At 63.4% G+C, this 17,805-nt stretch carries 15 protein-coding genes; 4 read left to right on the top strand and 11 right to left on the bottom strand.

Features of this window, described 5'->3' with window-relative positions; all coding sequences use genetic code 11:
* Positions 1-27: 27 nt before the first annotated feature.
* The 8 genes from tsaE to EB231_RS01980 form a co-directional block, all read right to left on the bottom strand.
* Positions 28-1,539, bottom strand: coding sequence for a tRNA (adenosine(37)-N6)-threonylcarbamoyltransferase complex ATPase subunit type 1 TsaE (gene tsaE / locus EB231_RS02015; protein WP_172347367.1), 1,512 nt, complete (start codon positions 1,537-1,539; stop codon positions 28-30).
* Positions 1,540-1,547: 8 nt separating this feature from the next.
* Positions 1,548-4,103, bottom strand: a complete 2,556-nt coding sequence (locus EB231_RS02010) for a sensor histidine kinase (RefSeq protein ID WP_172347366.1) — start codon at positions 4,101-4,103, stop codon at positions 1,548-1,550.
* A gap of 199 nt (positions 4,104-4,302) precedes the next feature.
* Positions 4,303-5,703, bottom strand: a complete 1,401-nt coding sequence (ahcY, locus tag EB231_RS02005; protein ID WP_172347365.1) for an adenosylhomocysteinase — start codon at positions 5,701-5,703, stop codon at positions 4,303-4,305.
* Positions 5,704-5,884: 181 nt separating this feature from the next.
* Positions 5,885-6,181: an HPr family phosphocarrier protein gene (locus tag EB231_RS02000; protein ID WP_056569043.1), complete on the bottom strand. Its 297-nt coding sequence runs from the start codon at positions 6,179-6,181 to the stop codon at positions 5,885-5,887.
* Positions 6,178-6,579 (bottom strand): PTS sugar transporter subunit IIA, encoded by a 402-nt coding sequence (locus EB231_RS01995; RefSeq protein WP_010912939.1) that lies wholly within the window; start codon positions 6,577-6,579, stop codon positions 6,178-6,180. The genes EB231_RS02000 and EB231_RS01995 overlap by 4 nt, the downstream gene beginning before the upstream one ends.
* Positions 6,580-6,743: 164 nt before the next feature.
* Entirely contained in the window at positions 6,744-7,190 is a 447-nt protein-coding gene (locus EB231_RS01990; RefSeq protein ID WP_172347364.1) for an HPr kinase/phosphorylase, read from the bottom strand.
* An 81-nt stretch (positions 7,191-7,271) separates the two neighbouring features.
* A complete protein-coding gene (locus EB231_RS01985; RefSeq protein WP_172347363.1) occupies positions 7,272-9,056 on the bottom strand; it encodes a sensor histidine kinase in 1,785 nt (594 codons plus the stop codon).
* An 82-nt stretch (positions 9,057-9,138) separates the two neighbouring features.
* Positions 9,139-9,840 carry a response regulator transcription factor gene (locus EB231_RS01980; protein ID WP_010912942.1) on the bottom strand — a complete coding sequence of 234 codons (702 nt, stop codon included), beginning with the start codon at positions 9,838-9,840 and terminating at the stop codon, positions 9,139-9,141.
* Between the two features lie 343 nt (positions 9,841-10,183).
* Between EB231_RS01980 and EB231_RS01975 the strand changes: the two genes are divergently transcribed.
* The 4 genes from EB231_RS01975 to EB231_RS01960 all read left to right on the top strand — a co-directional run bounded on the left by EB231_RS01975 (position 10,184) and on the right by EB231_RS01960 (position 13,711).
* A complete protein-coding gene (locus tag EB231_RS01975) occupies positions 10,184-11,794 on the top strand; it encodes a phosphoenolpyruvate carboxykinase (protein WP_172347362.1) in 1,611 nt (536 codons plus the stop codon).
* An 81-nt stretch (positions 11,795-11,875) separates the two neighbouring features.
* Positions 11,876-12,313 (top strand): alternative ribosome rescue aminoacyl-tRNA hydrolase ArfB, encoded by a 438-nt coding sequence (gene arfB, locus EB231_RS01970; RefSeq protein WP_056569055.1) that lies wholly within the window; start codon positions 11,876-11,878, stop codon positions 12,311-12,313.
* Between the two features lie 89 nt (positions 12,314-12,402).
* Positions 12,403-12,867 carry a peptidoglycan-binding protein LysM gene (lysM, locus tag EB231_RS01965; protein ID WP_172347361.1) on the top strand — a complete coding sequence of 155 codons (465 nt, stop codon included), beginning with the start codon at positions 12,403-12,405 and terminating at the stop codon, positions 12,865-12,867.
* A 226-nt stretch (positions 12,868-13,093) separates the two neighbouring features.
* On the top strand, positions 13,094-13,711 hold the full coding sequence (locus EB231_RS01960) for an alpha-ketoglutarate-dependent dioxygenase AlkB family protein (protein ID WP_172347360.1): 618 nt from the start codon (positions 13,094-13,096) through the stop codon (positions 13,709-13,711).
* A gap of 134 nt (positions 13,712-13,845) precedes the next feature.
* Here the strand turns inward: EB231_RS01960 and EB231_RS01955 are convergent, their stop codons facing one another.
* From EB231_RS01955 to EB231_RS01945, 3 genes are all read right to left on the bottom strand, one after another.
* On the bottom strand, positions 13,846-15,375 hold the full coding sequence (locus EB231_RS01955; RefSeq protein ID WP_206681890.1) for a hypothetical protein: 1,530 nt from the start codon (positions 15,373-15,375) through the stop codon (positions 13,846-13,848).
* 282 nt (positions 15,376-15,657) lie between these two features.
* Positions 15,658-17,127 carry a nucleotidyltransferase family protein gene (locus tag EB231_RS01950; protein WP_172347358.1) on the bottom strand — a complete coding sequence of 490 codons (1,470 nt, stop codon included), beginning with the start codon at positions 17,125-17,127 and terminating at the stop codon, positions 15,658-15,660.
* Positions 17,127-17,804, bottom strand: coding sequence for a glycosyltransferase family 2 protein (locus EB231_RS01945; RefSeq protein WP_172347357.1), 678 nt, complete (start codon positions 17,802-17,804; stop codon positions 17,127-17,129). The genes EB231_RS01950 and EB231_RS01945 overlap by 1 nt, the downstream gene beginning before the upstream one ends.
* Position 17,805: the final 1 nt, after the last annotated feature.

Genomic DNA, 17,805 nt, shown 5'->3' with positions numbered 1-17,805 from the left:
CGAGCACGATGGCGGTATCCGGTCTTGTCACAGCGTTCGTTCCTCAAGCAGGCCGTGCGTGTCGTAGAAATCCTTCAAGCTGGCGAGCGCCGGATGGGACAGTGCCCGGCGCAGATAGTCGCGGATGCGCGGCAGGTGCCTGAGATAATAGGGTTTGCCGTCGCGTTTTTCGAGGCGCACGAAAATGCCGAGGATCTTCGAATTGCGCTGCGCGGCCATGATCGCATAGGCTTCCAGGAAGCTCGCTTCGTTGAACCCCCCTGCTGCATGTCGCGCCGCGACATAGGCATCGAGCGTCTGCTTTTCGATCTCGGGCGACAGGGTGACACGGGCATCCATGGCCAGCGAGGCGACGTCATAGGCCGACGGGCCGATAAGCGCGTCCTGGAAGTCCACGATGCCCAACCGGTCATGCCCGGAGCGGTCGCCGCGCCAGATGATGTTGGGCGAATGGAAGTCGCGCAGCATCAGCGTGTATTCGCTTCCCTGCAGCCGGTCGAAAAGCGCGTTCCATTGCCTGGCGTAGCCCGTGCGCAGATCCTCGCTGGCCGCGCCACTCGATATGGCCGGCACGTACCAGTCGACCAAAAGATCGGCTTCGATCATCATCGCGTCGCGGTCGAAAGGCGGCACCTCGTGGAAGCTGCCCGGTCGGGCCTCCAGGCGTTGCGGCCAGGTCTTGCGGTGCATCATGGCCAGCAGCTCGGCGGCCGCCGCATAACGCTCGGCCACCGGCTCGCCGTCCTTGCCGAGAAATCCTTCGGAACCGAGATGCTCGAGCAGCAGAAAACCCTGGTCCTGGTCCTCGGCATGGATTTGCGGAACACTGACGCCGCCGGTCTTCAAGGCACGGTCGATGGCGACGAAGGCGGAGACAGACTGGGCGGTGTGCGCGATCACGGCGTAGGGCTTGCCGTCGCGCACCGGCGGGCCGAGCACCAGCCGCGGCGAGTTCATCAGCACGCGCGGCTCCTGGCCGGCAAGCGTCACGATCTCATAGGAACGGGCCGAGGCATCGCCGATGAAATGGCGGCGCCGCGCTGTCCCCCAGCCGGCGCTGTCGAGAAAATCGCGCATGGCCAGGGACCGCGCCGCCCGCTCGAAGGCCGCCCCTTGCCCCGACAGCCGCGCCAGCCGCCCTTCGCCATGCTGGACGAGTTCGATCGACAGCGCTGTCTTCGGCAGATAGCCCTCCGCCCGTTCGGGCCATTCGACCAGGGCTGCCCCTTGCGCCAGCGCTTCATCGAAGCCGAGTTCGTCGAGCTCACTCGCAGACGCCAGGCGGTAGAGGTCGAAATGATGCACCGGAATGCGCGTGTCGTAGCTCTGCACCAAAGTGAAGGTCGGGCTCGGCACGTCGAGGCCGGCATCGTCCGCAAGCGTCCGGATCAGCGCCCGCGCGAGTGTCGACTTGCCGGCGCCGAGATCGCCTTTGAGCGCCAGCACATCGCCGGCGCGCAGCGCCAGCGCCAGATCCTCGCCCAGCCGCGCGGTCTGTGTCTCATCAGGGAGCAAACGCTCAAGCACAAGCGCCGTCATCGAGCGCGTTACTCGGCCGCGGCGCGGATGCCGGGCATGTCGGGGAAGGTGCAGATGACGGTCGTGCCCTTGTCCTTGCCGGTTTCGATGCGAACGCCGCCGCCATGCAGTTCAACGAAGCTCTTGACGATCGACAGGCCTAGGCCGGCGCCGCGCCTGCGGCCGCCATTGGTACGCGGTTCGAAGCGGCGGAACACCGAATCCAGCACGTCCGGCGGCATGCCGGGGCCGTCGTCATGAACCGAGAATTCCACCCCGTCCGCCAACTGGCGGCAGGCGAGCCGGATGCTGCTGGCTTCCGGCGCGTAGTTGGCGGCGTTGCTGAGCAGATTGTAGAGGATCTGGCGGATGCGGGTTTCATCGCCGTGGAACGTCTTCGGCGCGGCAGCGGCATCGACCTCGAGTCGGATCGAATGCTCCTGCAGCCGATCGGCAACCAGTTCCGCCGCCGCCGCGATGGTGCGGTCGACATGAACCTCTGAAATGTCGAGCTGCATGATGCCCGCGTCGACGGTCGCAAGGTCCAGTATGTCGTTGACGATGGTCAGCAGGACCGAGGAGGACGAGCTGACATGCTCGACATATTCGCGCTGCTTTTGATTCAGCGGGCCCGTCGTGGGCACTGAAAGCAGTTCGGTGAAGCCGATGATGTTGGTCAGCGGCGAGCGCAGTTCGTAGGACACGTGCTGGACGAAGTCGTTCTTGAGCTGATCTGACTTTTCCAGCGCCTCGTTCTTGTCCTTCAGCGCGCGTTCGACGTGGACGCTGTCGGTGACGTCGACGAAGGTCATCATCACTTGCCCGTTGGGCAGTGGAATCACGGCGTAACGCAGCACGGTGCCGTTGTTGAGCTCGCTCTGCCCGTGACGGTCGCGGCGCTCATCGTCGAACCCGGTGATGGCGGCGACGAAGCCAGGCCAGGGACTGTCGACCGCCTGCCGGTCGCAAAGATCACGGATCGTCGACACGTGCACGTTGGGCTTGGCCGCGTCCGCGCTCAGCCCCCACAGCGTGGCAAAGGCCGGGTTCGACAGCCGCAACCGGCCATCGGGACCGAATACCGCCACGCCCTCGGCGAGATTGTCGAGCGTTTCGCCCTGGACCCGCACCGCGGTCCGGTAGCGGCTTTCCAGGTCCATCTTCTCGGTCAGGTTCTCGAACACCCAGGTGACGCCGCCCTTGGGCTGCGGGTTGGCAACGACGCGAATGGTCTTGCCATCCGGCAGATGCCACCAATGTTCCTGCGATTCGACCGCGCGGTAGGCGCCGAGCAGTCCTTCCTTCCAGCGGCGCCATTCGGGTTGTTCGGCGATCTTGCCTTCGCTGCGCAGCCGGTCGAGCAAAAGCGCATTGTCTGGAGCGCTGTGCAGGAAGCCGCTGTCGAGCCCCCACAGCTTCTGGAACGCCTGGTTGAAGAAGCGCAGCTTCTCGTCGGTGTCGAAGATGGCGACCGCGGTGTTGAGCTGGTCGAGCGTATCGGCGTGGCTGCGCACCGTCCGCTCATATTCGCCGCGGATGGTCTCGATCGCGCTGGTGTCGCAGGCAAGGCCCGCCGAACCGTCGCCGCCGGCGAAGTCCGTCACCGCGAACACGCGGCGGTCGCCTTCGATCACAGTGGAAAGCGACTGTTCGAAGACCGGATGCGATTTGTGTTGGGCGGCAATGGCCTCGCGCGCCTGGCCGCCAAGAAATTCCTTGGCGTCGCGGACGGCGGCTTCCGCGCTTTCGGCTTCGACCGCGTCGGCATAGGCCCGGTTGACCCATTTCAGGCGTCCGTGCTCGTCGCGCAGCCACGCCGGCATCTTCAGCGCCTCGAGCAGGCCGATCATCGTGTCATGGTCGGCGGCCAGACGCTGGTTCTCGATCTTCAGGCGGGCCTGGCTGCGCTGCGTCTCGGAAAGCGAGACAAACCGCACCAATATATGCGCGGCACTCTTGCGGCCATGCACTTCGAGCGGTGCGCCAGCCTGCGATTCGATGACCAGGTCGAAAGGCCTCGCCTTTTCGCGCAAGCCCGCGATCGCATGTTCGAGTGCCGCCGCCGAGCGCGGCATCAGCCAGCGGCCGAAGGCGAGGAAAGCCGCTCGCTCTTCCGGGGCGCCGCTTTCTACCGGCAATGTGCCGACGAGCTCGGGTTTCTTGTTCTCCGAGGCCCAGACGACCACGCGCTGGTCGCGCAGATTAAGCAACGCTTCCGACCGGCGCAGTGCCGCGTTGACGTCGGCGACGCGGCTTCTCAGTTCGACATTCTCCGCCGAGGTGCGGGCCCGTTCGCGGATGAGAACGATGGCCGACAGCAGCGCCGCGCCCGTCACGCCGACGAACACCGCAAGCTGCATGACTTCGACCGTGCTGATCGACAGGCCGGCGGTCGCCACGGCGGCGGTCTCGGCATGCGCCACGGCACCGGCCAAAGGCCAGGCCAGTGCTGAACCGGCCAGCAACAGTCCCGCGCGGGCACGCCATGAAAGGCGTCCGCCCTGGATGGCCGAGCCTAAGGTCCCCGAATCGTCATGGCCGCCGGAAACGGCCGATCCCGCTCCGTGCGGGTTTTGCCCCGGCATGTCTTGGTCCTCTCCGCCGCCTGAATGCAAGACCGCCCTGAAACGCGCCTCTCTGATCCCCTCTCGGGCCGGAAGCGTCGCGAATCACCTGACAATAAACCCTCGCCGAATCGCCGTGAAGGCTGATCCCGCGCAAAAATAAAGCCGGGCGAAAAGTCAATCGCCCGGCGTCAATATATGGTAGTAAATTTAGCTTTGGTTAATAGCGGTAGTGTTCCGGCTTGAACGGACCCTGCGGCGTGACGCCGATATAGGCGGCCTGCTCACCCGACAGTTCGGTCAGGCGGGCGCCGAGCTTGTCGAGATGCAGGCGCGCGACCTTCTCGTCGAGATGCTTGGGCAGGACATAGACCTGGTTCTGGTACTGCTCGCCCTTGGTGAAGAGCTCGATCTGGGCCAGAACCTGGTTGGTGAAGGAGGCCGACATGACGAAACTCGGATGGCCGGTGGCATTGCCGAGATTGAGCAGGCGGCCTTCCGACAAGAGGATCATCCGCTTGCCGTCCGGGAAGGTGATCATGTCGACCTGCGGCTTGACATTGGTCCATTTCAGATTGCGCAGCGACGCCACCTGGATCTCGTTGTCGAAGTGGCCGATATTGCCGACGATCACCATGTCCTTCATCGACCGCATGTGGTCGAGGGTGACGACGTCCTTGTTGCCGGTGGTGGTGATGATGATGTCGGCGGTCGGAGCCGCGTCTTCCAGCGTGACGACTTCAAAGCCGTCCATCGCCGCCTGCAGGGCGCAGATCGGATCGACCTCGGTGACCTTGACGCGGGCGCCGGCGCCCTTGAGCGAGGCGGACGAGCCCTTGCCGACGTCGCCATAACCGCAGACGACCGCGACCTTGCCGGCCATCATCGTGTCGGTGCCGCGCCGGATGCCGTCGACCAGCGATTCCTTGCAGCCGTATTTGTTGTCGAACTTCGACTTGGTGACCGAGTCGTTGACGTTGATGGCCGGGAAGGGCAGCAGGCCCTTCTTCTGCAGCTGGTAAAGCCGGTTGACGCCGGTGGTCGTCTCTTCGGTGACGCCGCGGATCGCCGCCTTCTGTTTGGTGAAGAAGCCGGGCGAAGCCTTCAGGCGCTTCTTGACCTGGGCGTAGAAATATTCCTCTTCCTCGCTCTGCGGGTTGGACAGCACGTCCTCGCCGGCCTCGGCGCGGGCGCCGATCAGGATGTACATGGTGGCATCGCCACCGTCGTCGAGGATCATGTTGGAGAGGCCGCCGTCAGGCCACTGGAAGATCCGGTCGGTGTAGTCCCAGTACTGTTCGAGGCTCTCGCCCTTGACGGCGAAGACAGGAATGCCAGCCTCGGCGATCGCCGCGGCGGCATGGTCCTGGGTCGAGAAGATGTTGCAGGACGCCCAGCGGATATCGGCGCCGAGCACCTTCAGCGTTTCGATCAGCACCGCGGTCTGGATGGTCATGTGCAGCGAGCCGGTGATGCGCGCGCCCTTCAGCGGTTTCTTGGCGCCGAACTCCTCGCGGCAGGCCATCAGGCCCGGCATTTCGGTTTCGGCGATATCGAGTTCCTTGCGGCCCCAGCCGGCAAGCGAGATGTCGGCGACCACATAATCCTTGCTACCCGTCATGGCAGTGCTCCGATGCGAATTGTTATGCTGCGAATTGGTTGCGGATGCGCCCGCGCCGGTTGGCGCGTCGAAGGGCGCGAATTGCCGGTCTGACTAGCAGATCGATGTCGAAACGACAATGGGATATAAAGAAATCTTTATCCCTGCATGTCTCGCAAGCATGCCTTGGCGATGCAGGGGATCAGCATTCCTCGCCGAAGCGGGAGGCGACAAGCTGCTCCAGCGCGTCCATGACCTCGAGCGCCTCGGGTCCGCTGGCGGTGACACGGATCGAGTATCCCGGGCTGGCGGCCAGCATCATCAGGCCCATGATCGACGTGCCGCCGACCTTGACGCCGTCCTTCTCGACATGGACCGCGGCATTGAAGCCGCTGGCGAGCTGGACGAATTTCGCCGAGGCGCGTGCATGCAGGCCGCGCTGGTTGACGATCGGAAACTCCCGGACGATCTGGTCTTTTTCCGAGGAAAGCGCGTTCATTTGCTGCTCAGAAGCTGGCTGGCGACATTGATGTATTTGCGGCCGGCAGCCTGCGCCTCATCGAGCGCGGCCGCCATGTTGTCGCCCTTGCGGATCGACGACAGCTTGATCAGCATCGGCAGGTTCATGCCGGCGATCACCTCGGTGCGGCCGGACTCCATCACCGAGATGGCAAGATTCGACGGCGTGCCGCCGAACATGTCGGTCAGCACGATGACGCCGGCTCCGGTATCGACACGGGCGACGGCGTCGACGATGTCGCGGCGACGCTGTTCCATATCGTCGTCGGCACCGATCGCCACGGTTTCGAAATTGTCTTGTGGCCCGACGACATGTTCGACGGCATGTCGGAACTCGGTGGCCAGTTGACCGTGCGTTACAAGCACGAGTCCGATCATTCTTTGGTGGCTCCCGTCATCGCCGCTTCACAGGCGCATTTTATGCTCGCCAGCCATTCCAGGCGGCGGGAGCGCTATCTTGTCGACGCGCGGCCCGTTGACAAGCCCAAAATTGCGCCTGCCCATGCCATTTTGACGCATTGCAGCAAAAAATTCCGGGCGGATCATAGAAAAGGCATGATGGACAGCCGCGCCATCACCGCGGGCAGGGCAGCCTGGACATTGCGTTCGGCCAGATCGATCCGCGGCACCGCGCACCCGGCGATCTCGTCACTGGCGTCCTCCTGGAAGCGCGCGATTTCGCCGGCCGGCAGCAGGCGTATATGCAGGTCGACGACGCAGGCGGGTTCGAACGGCAGCGGCCGGGGTCCAAGTCCCGGCACTTCGGCGAGGCCGGCGATGGTGGCGGGTGCGCGGCATACCAGCCGCCCCGCATGCACCTCGATGAAAAGCTGGTCGTCGCCGACCAGCCGTGAGGATAATCCGCGCTGACGGCAATGGTCGATGAGCGTCAGGGCCAATGTCGTCTTGCCTGAACCGGACGCGCCGCTGACCAGAACGCCACGTTCGCCGATCAGGACCGCCGTCGCGTGAATGTTTTCAGGCCGCACGGATCATGTCTTTTTGCAGCAGGCATGATCCCATCCGAAAACCGGTTCCCGCTTCTTGCTGCGCTGACCTTTGGTTCGGGATCATGCTTCGGCCGGCAGCGTCACGACGAAGCGCGCGCCCTTGATCTCGCCGGGCTTGGTGCCGGGAATGTTCTCTGCGGTCAGCGTGCCGCCATGGGCCTCGACGATCTGCCTGGAGATCGACAGGCCAAGGCCCGAATTCTGGCCGAACGCCTCGCCGGCCGGCCGGTCGGTGTAGAAACGCTCGAAGATGCGGTCGATGCTGTCGGCGCGGATGCCGGGACCGTTGTCGTCGACGGTGAGGATGTTGAATTTGCCGGCGCGCGCCAGCGACAGGCTGATGTGGCCATGGTCCTCGGGAACGAAGGAACGCGCATTCTCGATCAGGTTGGTGATGACCTGGCCGATACGCAGATCGTGGCCGACGACGAAGTAGCCTTTGACGCCCTGCGGCAACTTGGCGACCTTGAGTTCGATCTCGACCGCTTTCTTGTTGCGGGTGGTCTCGCGCGACACGGCGACCAGATCGGTGACGAATTTCTTCAGGTCCACGGTTCCCGCGTCTTCGCGCGCGAGTTCGGCGTCGAGACGGGAGGCGTCGGAAATATCGGTGATGAGCCGGTCCAGCCGCCGGACATCATGCTGGATGATCTCCATCAGCCGGCTGCGCGAATTGTCGTTCTTGGCCAGCGGCAGGGTTTCCACCGCGCTGCGCAGCGACGTCAGCGGGTTCTTCAATTCATGGGAAACGTCGGCGGCGAAGCTTTCGATCGCCTCGATGCGGGCATAGAGCGCGTTGGTCATGTCGCGCACCGCGACCGACAGATTGCCGATCTCGTCCTGCCGGTCGGAAAAGTCCGGGATCTCCTCGCGGCTCTTGACGCCGCGCCTGACCCGCACCGCCGCCGCCGACAGCCGGCGCAGCGGGTTGGCGATGGTCGAGGCCAAAAGCATCGACAGGATGGCGGTGACGAGTGCCGCGATACCGAAGACGCGCAGGATCGCCTTGCGCTCGGCGGCGACGATCTTGTCGATGTCGCCGCCCTCGGTCGACAGCATCAGCACGCCGAGAACGGCGCGGAAGCGCTGGATCGGCACCGCCACCGAAACGATCTGCTCGCCCTGTTCCGAGACGCGCACGATGGTCGACGGGCTCCCGGTCAGTGCCTTGACCACTTCCGGGAAGGCCGCGCCATTGCCGCCCGGCTGTTCGTGATAGACCGGCAGGTCGGTGTTGCGGAAGAAGTCGAAGATGAACTTCTGGATGCGCTCGACAAGGTCGGGCTCTTCCTCGTCGACCGGCGGCAGGTCGTAGCGCAGGATCTGGCCGCGCGAATAGAGATGGCGCGAATCGAGCAGCAGATTGGCGTCGCGGTCATAGATGCGTGCCCGCGTCCGGGTCGGCGAGATCAACCGCCGCAGCACCGGCGCCACACGTTCGGGATTGATCGGAAAATCCAGATTGTCGAGCTGGTCGGAGCCCGGCCCCAGGCTTTCGCCGGCCTGCAGTTCGAGCAGCTTTTCCGGGTCGATGCTGATCGAATCGGTCTCGACCGTCGCCGATGCCGCGATCGCGCCGGCGATGATCTCGCCCTGCGTCATCAGGCTTTCGACGCGGGCATCGATCAGCCCGTCGCGGAAGGTGTTGAGATAGAGGATACCGGTGACCAGGACAGCCAGGCCGGCAAGGTTGAGGAACAGGATGCGCCGCGTCAGGCTGGAAAAGATGTGATGGCCGAGGAAGCGGCGCATCGGAACGGTGATCTTCGACACGAAGGACGGCATGATGCGCGACGGCCGCCTGGCAGCGCCCGCCGGTCTTGTTCGCTGTGCTTCCACTGCCATCGAATAGCAGGCCCTGCTTAGTCTTCGGTTCGATGCATGTCGCTACCCCAGACGGGATCACTTTTGGGCGACATGCATCAGCTTAAGCTTCGCGGAACCGGTACCCGACTCCGTAAAGGGTTTCGATCATTTCGAAGTCGTCGTCGACAGCCTTGAACTTCTTGCGCAGCCGCTTGATGTGACTGTCGATCGTGCGGTCATCGACATAGACCTGCTCATCATAAGCCGAATCCATCAGCGCATCACGACTTTTTACGACACCGGGGCGCTGCGCCAGCGAATGCAGGATCAGGAATTCGGTGACGGTGAGCGTCACCGGTTCGCCTTTCCAGGTGCAGGTGTGGCGTTCCTGGTCCATGACGAGCTGGCCGCGTTCAAGCGAGCGGGCCTGCTGGCTGGGCGCCTTTGCCGCAGCCTCGCGGGCGCTGGCACGGCGCAGCACGGCGCGTACCCGCTCGACAAGCAGACGCTGCGAGAACGGTTTGCGGATGAAATCGTCGGCGCCCATCTTGAGGCCGAACAACTCATCGATCTCATCGTCCTTGGAGGTCAGGAAGATCACCGGCAGGTCGGACTTCTGGCGCATCCGGCGCAAAAGCTCCATCCCGTCCATGCGCGGCATCTTGATGTCGAGGATGGCGAGATTCGGCGGCCGCGCCGCCAGGCCCTCCAGCGCGGACGCACCATCCGTATAGGTCTCGACACGATATCCCTCGGACTCGAGGGCGATCGACACCGACGTCAGAATGTTGCGGTCGTCATCGACAAGCGCGATTGTTGCCATTTCAAGCGGCTCCCTCATGAGCTGTCCCTTCTTTCGTAGAGAAGGGGCTTTTGCAGGACAAATTAGGTACAAAATGTGGCATAGGCCTTGTCCGCTGTCACGCGCGGGGCGCCGCAGGCCACAATCCTACCTCGACATGGATTGGACGAGCGAACGCGGCCAATCCTTTGGGCAACCGTGAAACTTTTTGCATATATAAACGATTTAAACAACTTTCAAAATATTTAAATCGATTAATGATTTGATATCATTTGGCTTTTCTGGTTCTGACCATCTCAGCCCGTACAGCGGGCGTGCCGGAAATACGCCGGCAAAGATGCAGCAAATGGAAGAAGGGACACCAATGTCGGAAGTCGGCAAACGCAATCCTGCTTGCGCGATCGATCGTATCGGCCTGAAAACCACCGGCGTGGTGCGCTACAATTTTGGGGCGGCCGCCCTTTATGAGGACTCGATCCGGCGCGGCGAGGCCCGGCTGACCGCGCATGGCGCGCTGGTCGCCGAGACCGGCCAGCACACAGGCCGTTCGCCCAAGGACAAATTCGTCGTCCGCGACGCCGCCACCGAGCCCCATGTCTGGTGGGACAACAACAAGGCGATCTCTCCCGCCCAGTTCGAGACGCTGCTTGCCGATTTCCAGGCCCACGCCGCGGACAGGGATCTTTACGTGCAGGACCTGGTTGGCGGCGCCGACGCGGAGCTGAAGCTCACCACCAGGGTGATCACCGAATTTGCCTGGCACTCGCTGTTCATCCGCAATCTGCTTATCCGTCCGGATAGCGCCGAACTCGAGCGGTTCGTGCCCGAGATGACGATCATCGACCTGCCGTCCTTCCGCGCCGATCCCGCCCGCCACGGCAGCCGCACCGAGACGGTGATCGCCGTCGACCTCAGCCGCAAGATCGTGCTGATCGGCGGCACCTCCTATGCCGGCGAGATGAAGAAGTCGGTGTTCACCATGCTCAACTATCTCCTGCCGCAGAAGGGCGTGATGCCGATGCACTGCTCGGCCAATGAGGGGCCGGCCGGCGACGCCGCCATATTCTTCGGGCTCTCCGGAACCGGCAAGACGACGCTCTCGGCCGATCCGTCGCGCACGCTGATCGGCGACGACGAGCATGGCTGGGGACCGCATGGCATCTTCAACTTCGAGGGCGGCTGCTACGCCAAGACCATCAAGCTGTCGGCGGAAGCCGAACCGGAGATCTTCGCCACCACGCAGCGCTTCGGCACCGTGCTGGAAAATGTCGTGCTCGACGCCGACGGCGCGCCCGACTTCAATGACGGCCGCCTCACCGAAAACACCCGCTGTGCCTACCCGCTCGACTTCATCCCCAACGCCTCGAAGACCGGACGCGCCAATCATCCCAGGAACATCATCATGCTGACCGCCGATGCCTTCGGCGTGATGCCGCCGATCGCGCGGCTGACCCCGGCGCAGGCGATGTATCATTTCCTCTCCGGTTACACGGCCAAGGTGGCCGGAACCGAAAAGGGCGTCACCGAACCCGAGGCGACGTTCTCGACCTGTTTCGGCGCGCCGTTCATGCCGCGCCATCCGTCGGAATACGGCAACCTGCTGCGCGCGCTCATCGCCAGCCATGGTGCCGATTGCTGGCTGGTCAACACCGGCTGGACCGGCGGCGCCTATGGCACCGGCAAGCGCATGCCGATCAAGGCGACGCGCGCTCTGCTTGCCGCCGCGCTCGACGGCTCGCTGAAGACCGGCGCATTCCGCACCGACGCCAATTTCGGCTTCGAGGTGCCGGTGGCCGTGCCTGGCGTTGACAGCTCAATTCTCGATCCGCGCTCGACCTGGGCCGACAAGGCTGCCTATGACCGGCAGGCGGCAAGACTGGTCGGGATGTTCGCGGTCAACTTCGAGAAATTCGAGCCGCATGTCGATGCGACCGTCATGGGTGCGGCGCCTCGCATGCAGGAAGCGGCGGAGTAGTCGTCACGCCGCTCAGCACCACTGAAGGCCCGGTTTCGATCGGGCCTTTTCTTTTTCGGTCCGCCGCGCCATGACTGCGGCATGCCGATCGATGACAACATCATCATATCAGACGAAGCCGTGATCCATCCGGGCGACCTGCACGAGGATTTCATCCGCTCGTCCGGTCCCGGCGGCCAGAACGTCAACAAGGTGGCGACGGCCGTGCAACTGCGCTTTGACGCGGCCAACGCGGCCGGCCTCTCGGAGCGCGTGCGCGCGCGCACGATCAAGCTTGCCGGTCAGCGCGCCACCAAGGACGGCGTCATCGTCATCGAGGCCGGGCGCTTCCGTACCCAGGAGCAGAATCGCGCCGATGCAAGGGCGAGGCTGACGGCGCTGGTGGCCAAGGCCGCGGAGCCGCCACCGCCGCCGCGCAAGAAGACGCGCCCCTCGAAAGGCGCGGTGGAACGGCGGCTGAAAAGCAAGGCCGGGCGCGGCACGATCAAGAAGCTGCGCGGTCGGGTGGAGAACGATTAAGCACCACACCCGGCGCGTGCATAAAATGGCTTTCCATTTGACGCCTCAGATGCAAGGTTTCGCCGTTGCCACAGCAAGGGAGACCAAAGATGGGCATGTTCGATTTCGTCAAGAGCGTCGGCAAGAAACTGGGCATCGGCGGCGACGAGGAAGCCGCACCCACTGCCGACACGCTCAAGAAGGAGCTCGATTCGCACAAGCTCGGCACCGATGGCGTGCAAGTCGTCGTCCAAGGTGACACGGCGGTGCTGAAGGGCGTGGTCAAGGACCAGTCGATCTTCGAAAAGGCGGTGATTGCCGTCGGCAACACTCTGGGTGTCTCCAAGGTGCAGGCTGACGAATTGCAGGTCGCGCCGGATGCCGGCAAGGCAGCTGCGCCGGCCAAGGAACCGACCTTCTACACCGTTCAGAAGGGTGACAACCTCTGGAAGATCGCCGAGAAAAGCTATGGCAAGGGTCAGGGCGTCAAGAATACGGCCATCTTCGAGGCCAACAAGCCGATGCTGACCCACCCCGACAAGATCTATCCAGGCCAGGTGCTGCGCATCCCCTGACTTGGCGGCCAGGTCGCGCCGTTTCGATACGGCGAAGTCAAGCGCCGCGCATCCGAAAGGACGCGCGGCGTTTCGATTTTGCCCGTTGCGCTCCGCGGAGACACCTTCGCGAATTCACCCATCCCACATCAACAGCCACGATGAGATCGGCGGCGGCTTTCGGGTCGCCGTTTCTCCTTGATGGTGGCATCTTGCCGACCTGAACCATCTCAAGGTGCGCAAATCCATGCTCGTTCTGCCCAAGGGAGTCCGCCACATGCCGGCCTATCTGCCGCGCACTGTTCAGGAGGCGCTTGTCGAGGCGGTGAGAAGCATCGTCCAGCAGGCCCCACTGTACGTGCCGGCCATGCCGCGCACCGGCAAGGAGATGAGCGTGCGCATGACCAATTGCGGCACGCTCGGCTGGGTCACCGACAAGGAGCGCGGCTATCGCTACCAGCCGACGCATCCATTGACCGGAGAACCATGGCCGCCGATCCCGGAGGGCCTGCTCGACCTTTGGCGGCAGGTGTCGGGCTATCCAAATCCGCCGGAGGCCTGCCTGATCAATTTCTACACGGCGGACGCGAAGATGGGCCTGCACCAGGACCGCGACGAGGCCGATTTCTCGGCACCCGTCGTTTCCGTCTCACTGGGCGATGATTGCCTGTTCAGGGTCGGTCAGACGACGCGCGAGGGCGCCACCAAGTCATTCAGGCTGAAAAGCGGTGACGTCGTCGTGCTCGGCGGCGAGGGGCGCCTCTGCTTCCACGGCGTCGACCGCATCTATCCCTCGACCTCGGCGTTGCTGAAGAACGGCGGCAGGATCAATCTGACGCTGCGGCGGGTGACGAAAGCCGAGTGAGCGAGCGATGAGCAACAATTCCAGGAAAAGTGTGAAACGGTTTCCCCGGGAAAAGCGCATAGCGCTTTTCCTTGAGAATCGCGTCAAAACAAAGAGTTAAGCAGATCGCCGTTTCCGTAAAACGGTGAACTGCTCTAACGGGCATCCGAGCGCCGTGCATAGACTTCAATGTAGTCGCCACTCGCGATTTCTTCGTAGTCGTTCATCAGGGTTTGGAAATCCGCATTCTGGCGCATCCACACAATCCAGATTGGCGGAAAGTCTGCTGTGAGCGACCATGCTGACTTTTTCTTGTTCATCCGATCCATCAGGATGATATCGGGCTTGTTGTCGCGGATCAGGGAATTGAGGTAGCGGGTGTAATCTTCAAGGTCCTGCCGCGCGATGCGCTCGTCTTCGCCCTGATATGTCCCCCGCATCAGGCCCCAGAGCGCATAGGTGCCGACCCAATCATGAGCATAGGCCGACAGCCAGCGGCCATTGGTCATTCTTGTCAGCGGATTGCCGACGGAAAGGTCGGAACTGACCTGAACGATCGATGGCGAGGCGTAACGGCTCTTGATGGCATCGACCAGGTTTTTCTCGGGCAGTTGGTAGAACTGGTGGTGCGTCACCGAAAGCGCGGCGACCACGGCCAGCGCGGCTGCGGCATGGAGCTTGACGCTGGCGACCTCGGAGGCGGCCTCTGCGTTTGCGAGGCCAAGCGCCATTCGCCACCGGGATGCCACCGCCAGCAGCATCGCAAACACCATCGTGGTCTGGTAGGGATACTGGTGGTTGGGCCAGTATTTCCCAAGGTAAAGCATGGAGACAAAGAAGCCGGCGGCACTCGCCACCGCGAGCGCGACGTCGTCTCGCCAGACGGATTTACGCATCTGGAAAACCGTGAAAACGACAAAGACGATAAAGGTCGGCAATGCGGCTAACATGTTTATGTTGGCTCGCAGGCTGACATAGTAGCGCATCAGCAGTTGCAGGAAGGCGCCGAGGAAATCGGGAAACCACAGATACACGCCGACGAGATAGGCAGCGCAGACCATGAAGATCACGACGTTTTCAGCAGTCAGGCACGCCATCAGCGAGCGTTTGCGCCAAGCGATGAAGAGGTAAGGCAGGACGATGCCGGTTGCCCAATGTGGCTTGACCAGAAGCAGCACGCTTCCAGCCAGGCCAACCGCCACGGCAAGGCCAAGAGGAACCGGCGCGTCCGGGCGGCGTTCAATCCGCCACATCATCAGGAACAGCATCGGCATGAACAACATCGTACCGATATGCTCGCGCTGGCCGAAAACATTCCCAGGCATGATGAGAAGCAAAACCGCCAGCGCTGGATAGATCCACTGCGTCTTCAGATCGGCGAAGATTCCGCTTCGCTCGATGACCACGGCCGACAGCCCGATTGAAACGAAGAAGACCAGATAGATGAAGCACTCGACTGCCGATTCAGGCGAGATGCCGAGCCTGTGGGACAGCCATACCGGCCCGATATAGAGGGCGACGGAGAAGGGCGGATTGGTTTCCAGAATGTCGACATAGAGCTTCTGGCCATCAAGGACTTTTTCGCAGATGACGATGAGCCAGCTGACGTCGGTATTGTCGCCTGCCGTCCACGGCATGAAAAAGGAGAACACCACCACGGCCGCGACAAGCCAGATCGGGGACAAGCTTCCAATCGAAGACGCAAAGCCGGTCGCGGTACTGATGTTTCTGACACTTCCCATGCTCATCGGACCGCTCCAACAAAGATCATTTCTACGCAGTCCGACGAAATCACGGGCGGATGCACGGATGCACCTGTCTGACGCCGCAAGCTAGCCGGGATTGCCTAAAGTGCAGTTAATCGCGCCGTTACAGGCTGCAATGTTCGTTGGCACCGCGCCGAGATCTGGATTGTTCGTCCAAGACTCTTGCAACAGGCCGATCGATGCTTGGCGAGTGCTTCCATTTCAGGCAATTGGCGAGAACGTCGCCGAGATCAGGTGGAAGGGCAGTGCGCCATAAGCGGCGACGGTCGCCTCGTCGTCCCATTGGCGGAATTGCCGCGATGGCCGCGCTTCCAACGTCAGCGCATGCCTTTCGCCATCAAGCGTCACCTTGCCGCGAAAATGCAGTACCCGTTCCCCACCCGACCGGCTGATGGCCATGGCGCGCAGGCGCGCGACATGGTGGTCATCGGCATTGATCTCCAATTCGATGCGGCGGCGGACCGGTGGAACGCTTATCCTGACCGTGATGTCCAGCATCATCTCGCCCATTGTTCGCGGGCAAGGTATGGCCTGTGAGAAGACCGACGGCGGCGCCGTTTCCGACGGCTCGTTGCGGGCTGGCTTGCCGCGCCAGGCCTTGGCTGGCGGCTCTTGGCGCAGCCGGCCGCTCTTGCGCCTCAGCCGCAACTGCTTGGCGAGGCCGCGCGACAGCCAGACCAGTCTGCCGAAATCGGTCCGCGGCTTGGCCTGCAGCACGGCCGACCAGCGCGAGAGGCCGGAGCGGTCGGCCATGTCAAGCACGCGCGCCAGCACCCGATCCGGCGTCGTCACGCCTATTTCAAGCGTCAGGTAGGAGAGCGCCACCGCCGCGGCAACGGCAAGGCCGCGCCTGGCGACAACATCGAGGAACACGTCCCAGTCGACGTCGCCGCCGCGAATGGCCACGGCGCAATCGACCAGCCAGTCGCTGTGGGTGTGGGCGTCGAGGCCGCCATGCGCGATGGCAAGCGCGATGCGGTCGGCCGGCGACGGCACCAGCACACCGACGCCGCTGAATTCGGCGCTATCGGCCCGTTGCCAGATGGCCAGGTCGTCTTCCTCGCTCCGCTGCGAACCGTCATAAGCGAGCTGGTGCAGGTCGATGTCGCCAAGATTGCCCTTGAAGAAATTCATCGAGCGCAGCGACGCCAGTCTTGTCCGCAGATATTGCGGGCTGACGCCGGTGGCGATCTGCCAGTCACCATCGCGCAGTACGTCGAAGGCTGTCTGCATGTCCCGCGGCCGCACCAATATGTCGATGTCGTGCGCCACCCTGCCGCGCTGTGCCGACGCGTTCAAGGCAATGCGGCTGGCACCCTTGATCAGCATTACCTGGCATCCCGCATCCGCCATTGACTTCAGCGCCGGCTCGGCCTCGCGCATGGCCATGCGCGATTTGGTCCACAGCATCTTCTGCAGGCCGACGAGGCGCGGATAAGCGGAATGGCCGGCGAGCTTCCTGCCGAACCTGTCGGAGATCGCGGCCAGCAGCCGGTGCTCGCGGAACGAGACGAGATCGATATCGTTCTCGTCCAGCCAGCGTGCGGCGCAGGCGGCAGCGGCGTCCTCGTCGGGAAGGAGCGCTGCCTTGAGCAATTGATCGAGTCCACCCGTCGGCCATGACCAGCCATAGTCCGGGAAGCGTCGGTCGATACGGCGAATATCAGCCATCAGCCCGAGCCGGCCTTGTTCCGCGCCCGCCGCAGCATGGCGAGCCGCGCGACCTGGAGATAGCCGCGGTCACGTGCCGGATCGCGCCCGTAGGACAGGCTGCCAGGCCGGATGCGGCGCCGCGCCAGCACCTCGTCCAGCATGTCGAGGGCAAGGCCCGCTTCGCGCACCCGGGCGATCCAGTCGATCATTTCGCCACGACCGCCCGGCGGATCGACGATTGGCCCAACCGTCTCGGCGACCTCACGGCGGATCATCATGGTGGTGCGCGACCAGCCGGGCACAGCCTCGGCCTCGGGTGCGTCGGGCCGGTCGTTGCGGAAATTCCGCCAGTGACAGAAAACCCCCGATGTCGTGGGAAATCTCTCCAGATGCGCGAGCTGCCTCTCGATCTTGTCCGGCAGCCAGAGGTCGTCCGCATCGAGCGTCGCGATGAGCGGCGTCGACAGCGCCGCGATGCCCCTGGTCGTGGCGCTGCCAGGCCCGGCATTTGCCTGGCGCAACAGCCGCATCGGCAACTCCGTTCCGCTGATCGCCGAAGCGAGATCGTCGGTCGAACCATCGTCGACGATCACCACCAGTTCAGGCCGCACCGTCTGCGCCGCGACCGAAAGCAGGGTCTCGGCAATCGTGCCGCTTGCGTTGAAGGCCGGTATGACGACGCCGTAGTTCCGCATG

The organism is Mesorhizobium sp. NZP2298, assembly GCF_013170825.1.
GTDB lineage: Bacteria > Pseudomonadota > Alphaproteobacteria > Rhizobiales > Rhizobiaceae > Mesorhizobium.
The sequence above is the reverse complement of the archived record's forward strand: the minus strand, read 5'-3'. Positions and strand labels throughout refer to the sequence as shown.

Excerpts from the sequence above, each read along its gene's own strand:
- lysM (WP_172347361.1), top strand. The coding sequence starts at position 12,403 with ATGGGCATGTTCGATTTCGTCAAGAGCGTCGGCAAGAAACTGGGCATC.
- EB231_RS01950 (WP_172347358.1), bottom strand. The coding sequence starts at position 17,127 with ATGGCTGATATTCGCCGTATCGACCGACGCTTCCCGGACTATGGCTGG.
- EB231_RS01985 (WP_172347363.1), bottom strand. The coding sequence starts at position 9,056 with ATGGCAGTGGAAGCACAGCGAACAAGACCGGCGGGCGCTGCCAGGCGG.
- tsaE (WP_172347367.1), bottom strand. The coding sequence starts at position 1,539 with ATGACGGCGCTTGTGCTTGAGCGTTTGCTCCCTGATGAGACACAGACC.
- ahcY (WP_172347365.1), bottom strand. The coding sequence starts at position 5,703 with ATGACGGGTAGCAAGGATTATGTGGTCGCCGACATCTCGCTTGCCGGC.
- EB231_RS01980 (WP_010912942.1), bottom strand. The coding sequence starts at position 9,840 with ATGGCAACAATCGCGCTTGTCGATGACGACCGCAACATTCTGACGTCG.
- EB231_RS01995 (WP_010912939.1), bottom strand. The coding sequence starts at position 6,579 with ATGATCGGACTCGTGCTTGTAACGCACGGTCAACTGGCCACCGAGTTC.
- EB231_RS01945 (WP_172347357.1), bottom strand. The coding sequence starts at position 17,804 with ATGCGGAACTACGGCGTCGTCATACCGGCCTTCAACGCAAGCGGCACG.
- arfB (WP_056569055.1), top strand. The coding sequence starts at position 11,876 with ATGCCGATCGATGACAACATCATCATATCAGACGAAGCCGTGATCCAT.
- EB231_RS02010 (WP_172347366.1), bottom strand. The coding sequence starts at position 4,103 with ATGCCGGGGCAAAACCCGCACGGAGCGGGATCGGCCGTTTCCGGCGGC.
- EB231_RS01975 (WP_172347362.1), top strand. The coding sequence starts at position 10,184 with ATGTCGGAAGTCGGCAAACGCAATCCTGCTTGCGCGATCGATCGTATC.
- EB231_RS01960 (WP_172347360.1), top strand. The coding sequence starts at position 13,094 with ATGCTCGTTCTGCCCAAGGGAGTCCGCCACATGCCGGCCTATCTGCCG.
- EB231_RS02000 (WP_056569043.1), bottom strand. The coding sequence starts at position 6,181 with ATGAACGCGCTTTCCTCGGAAAAAGACCAGATCGTCCGGGAGTTTCCG.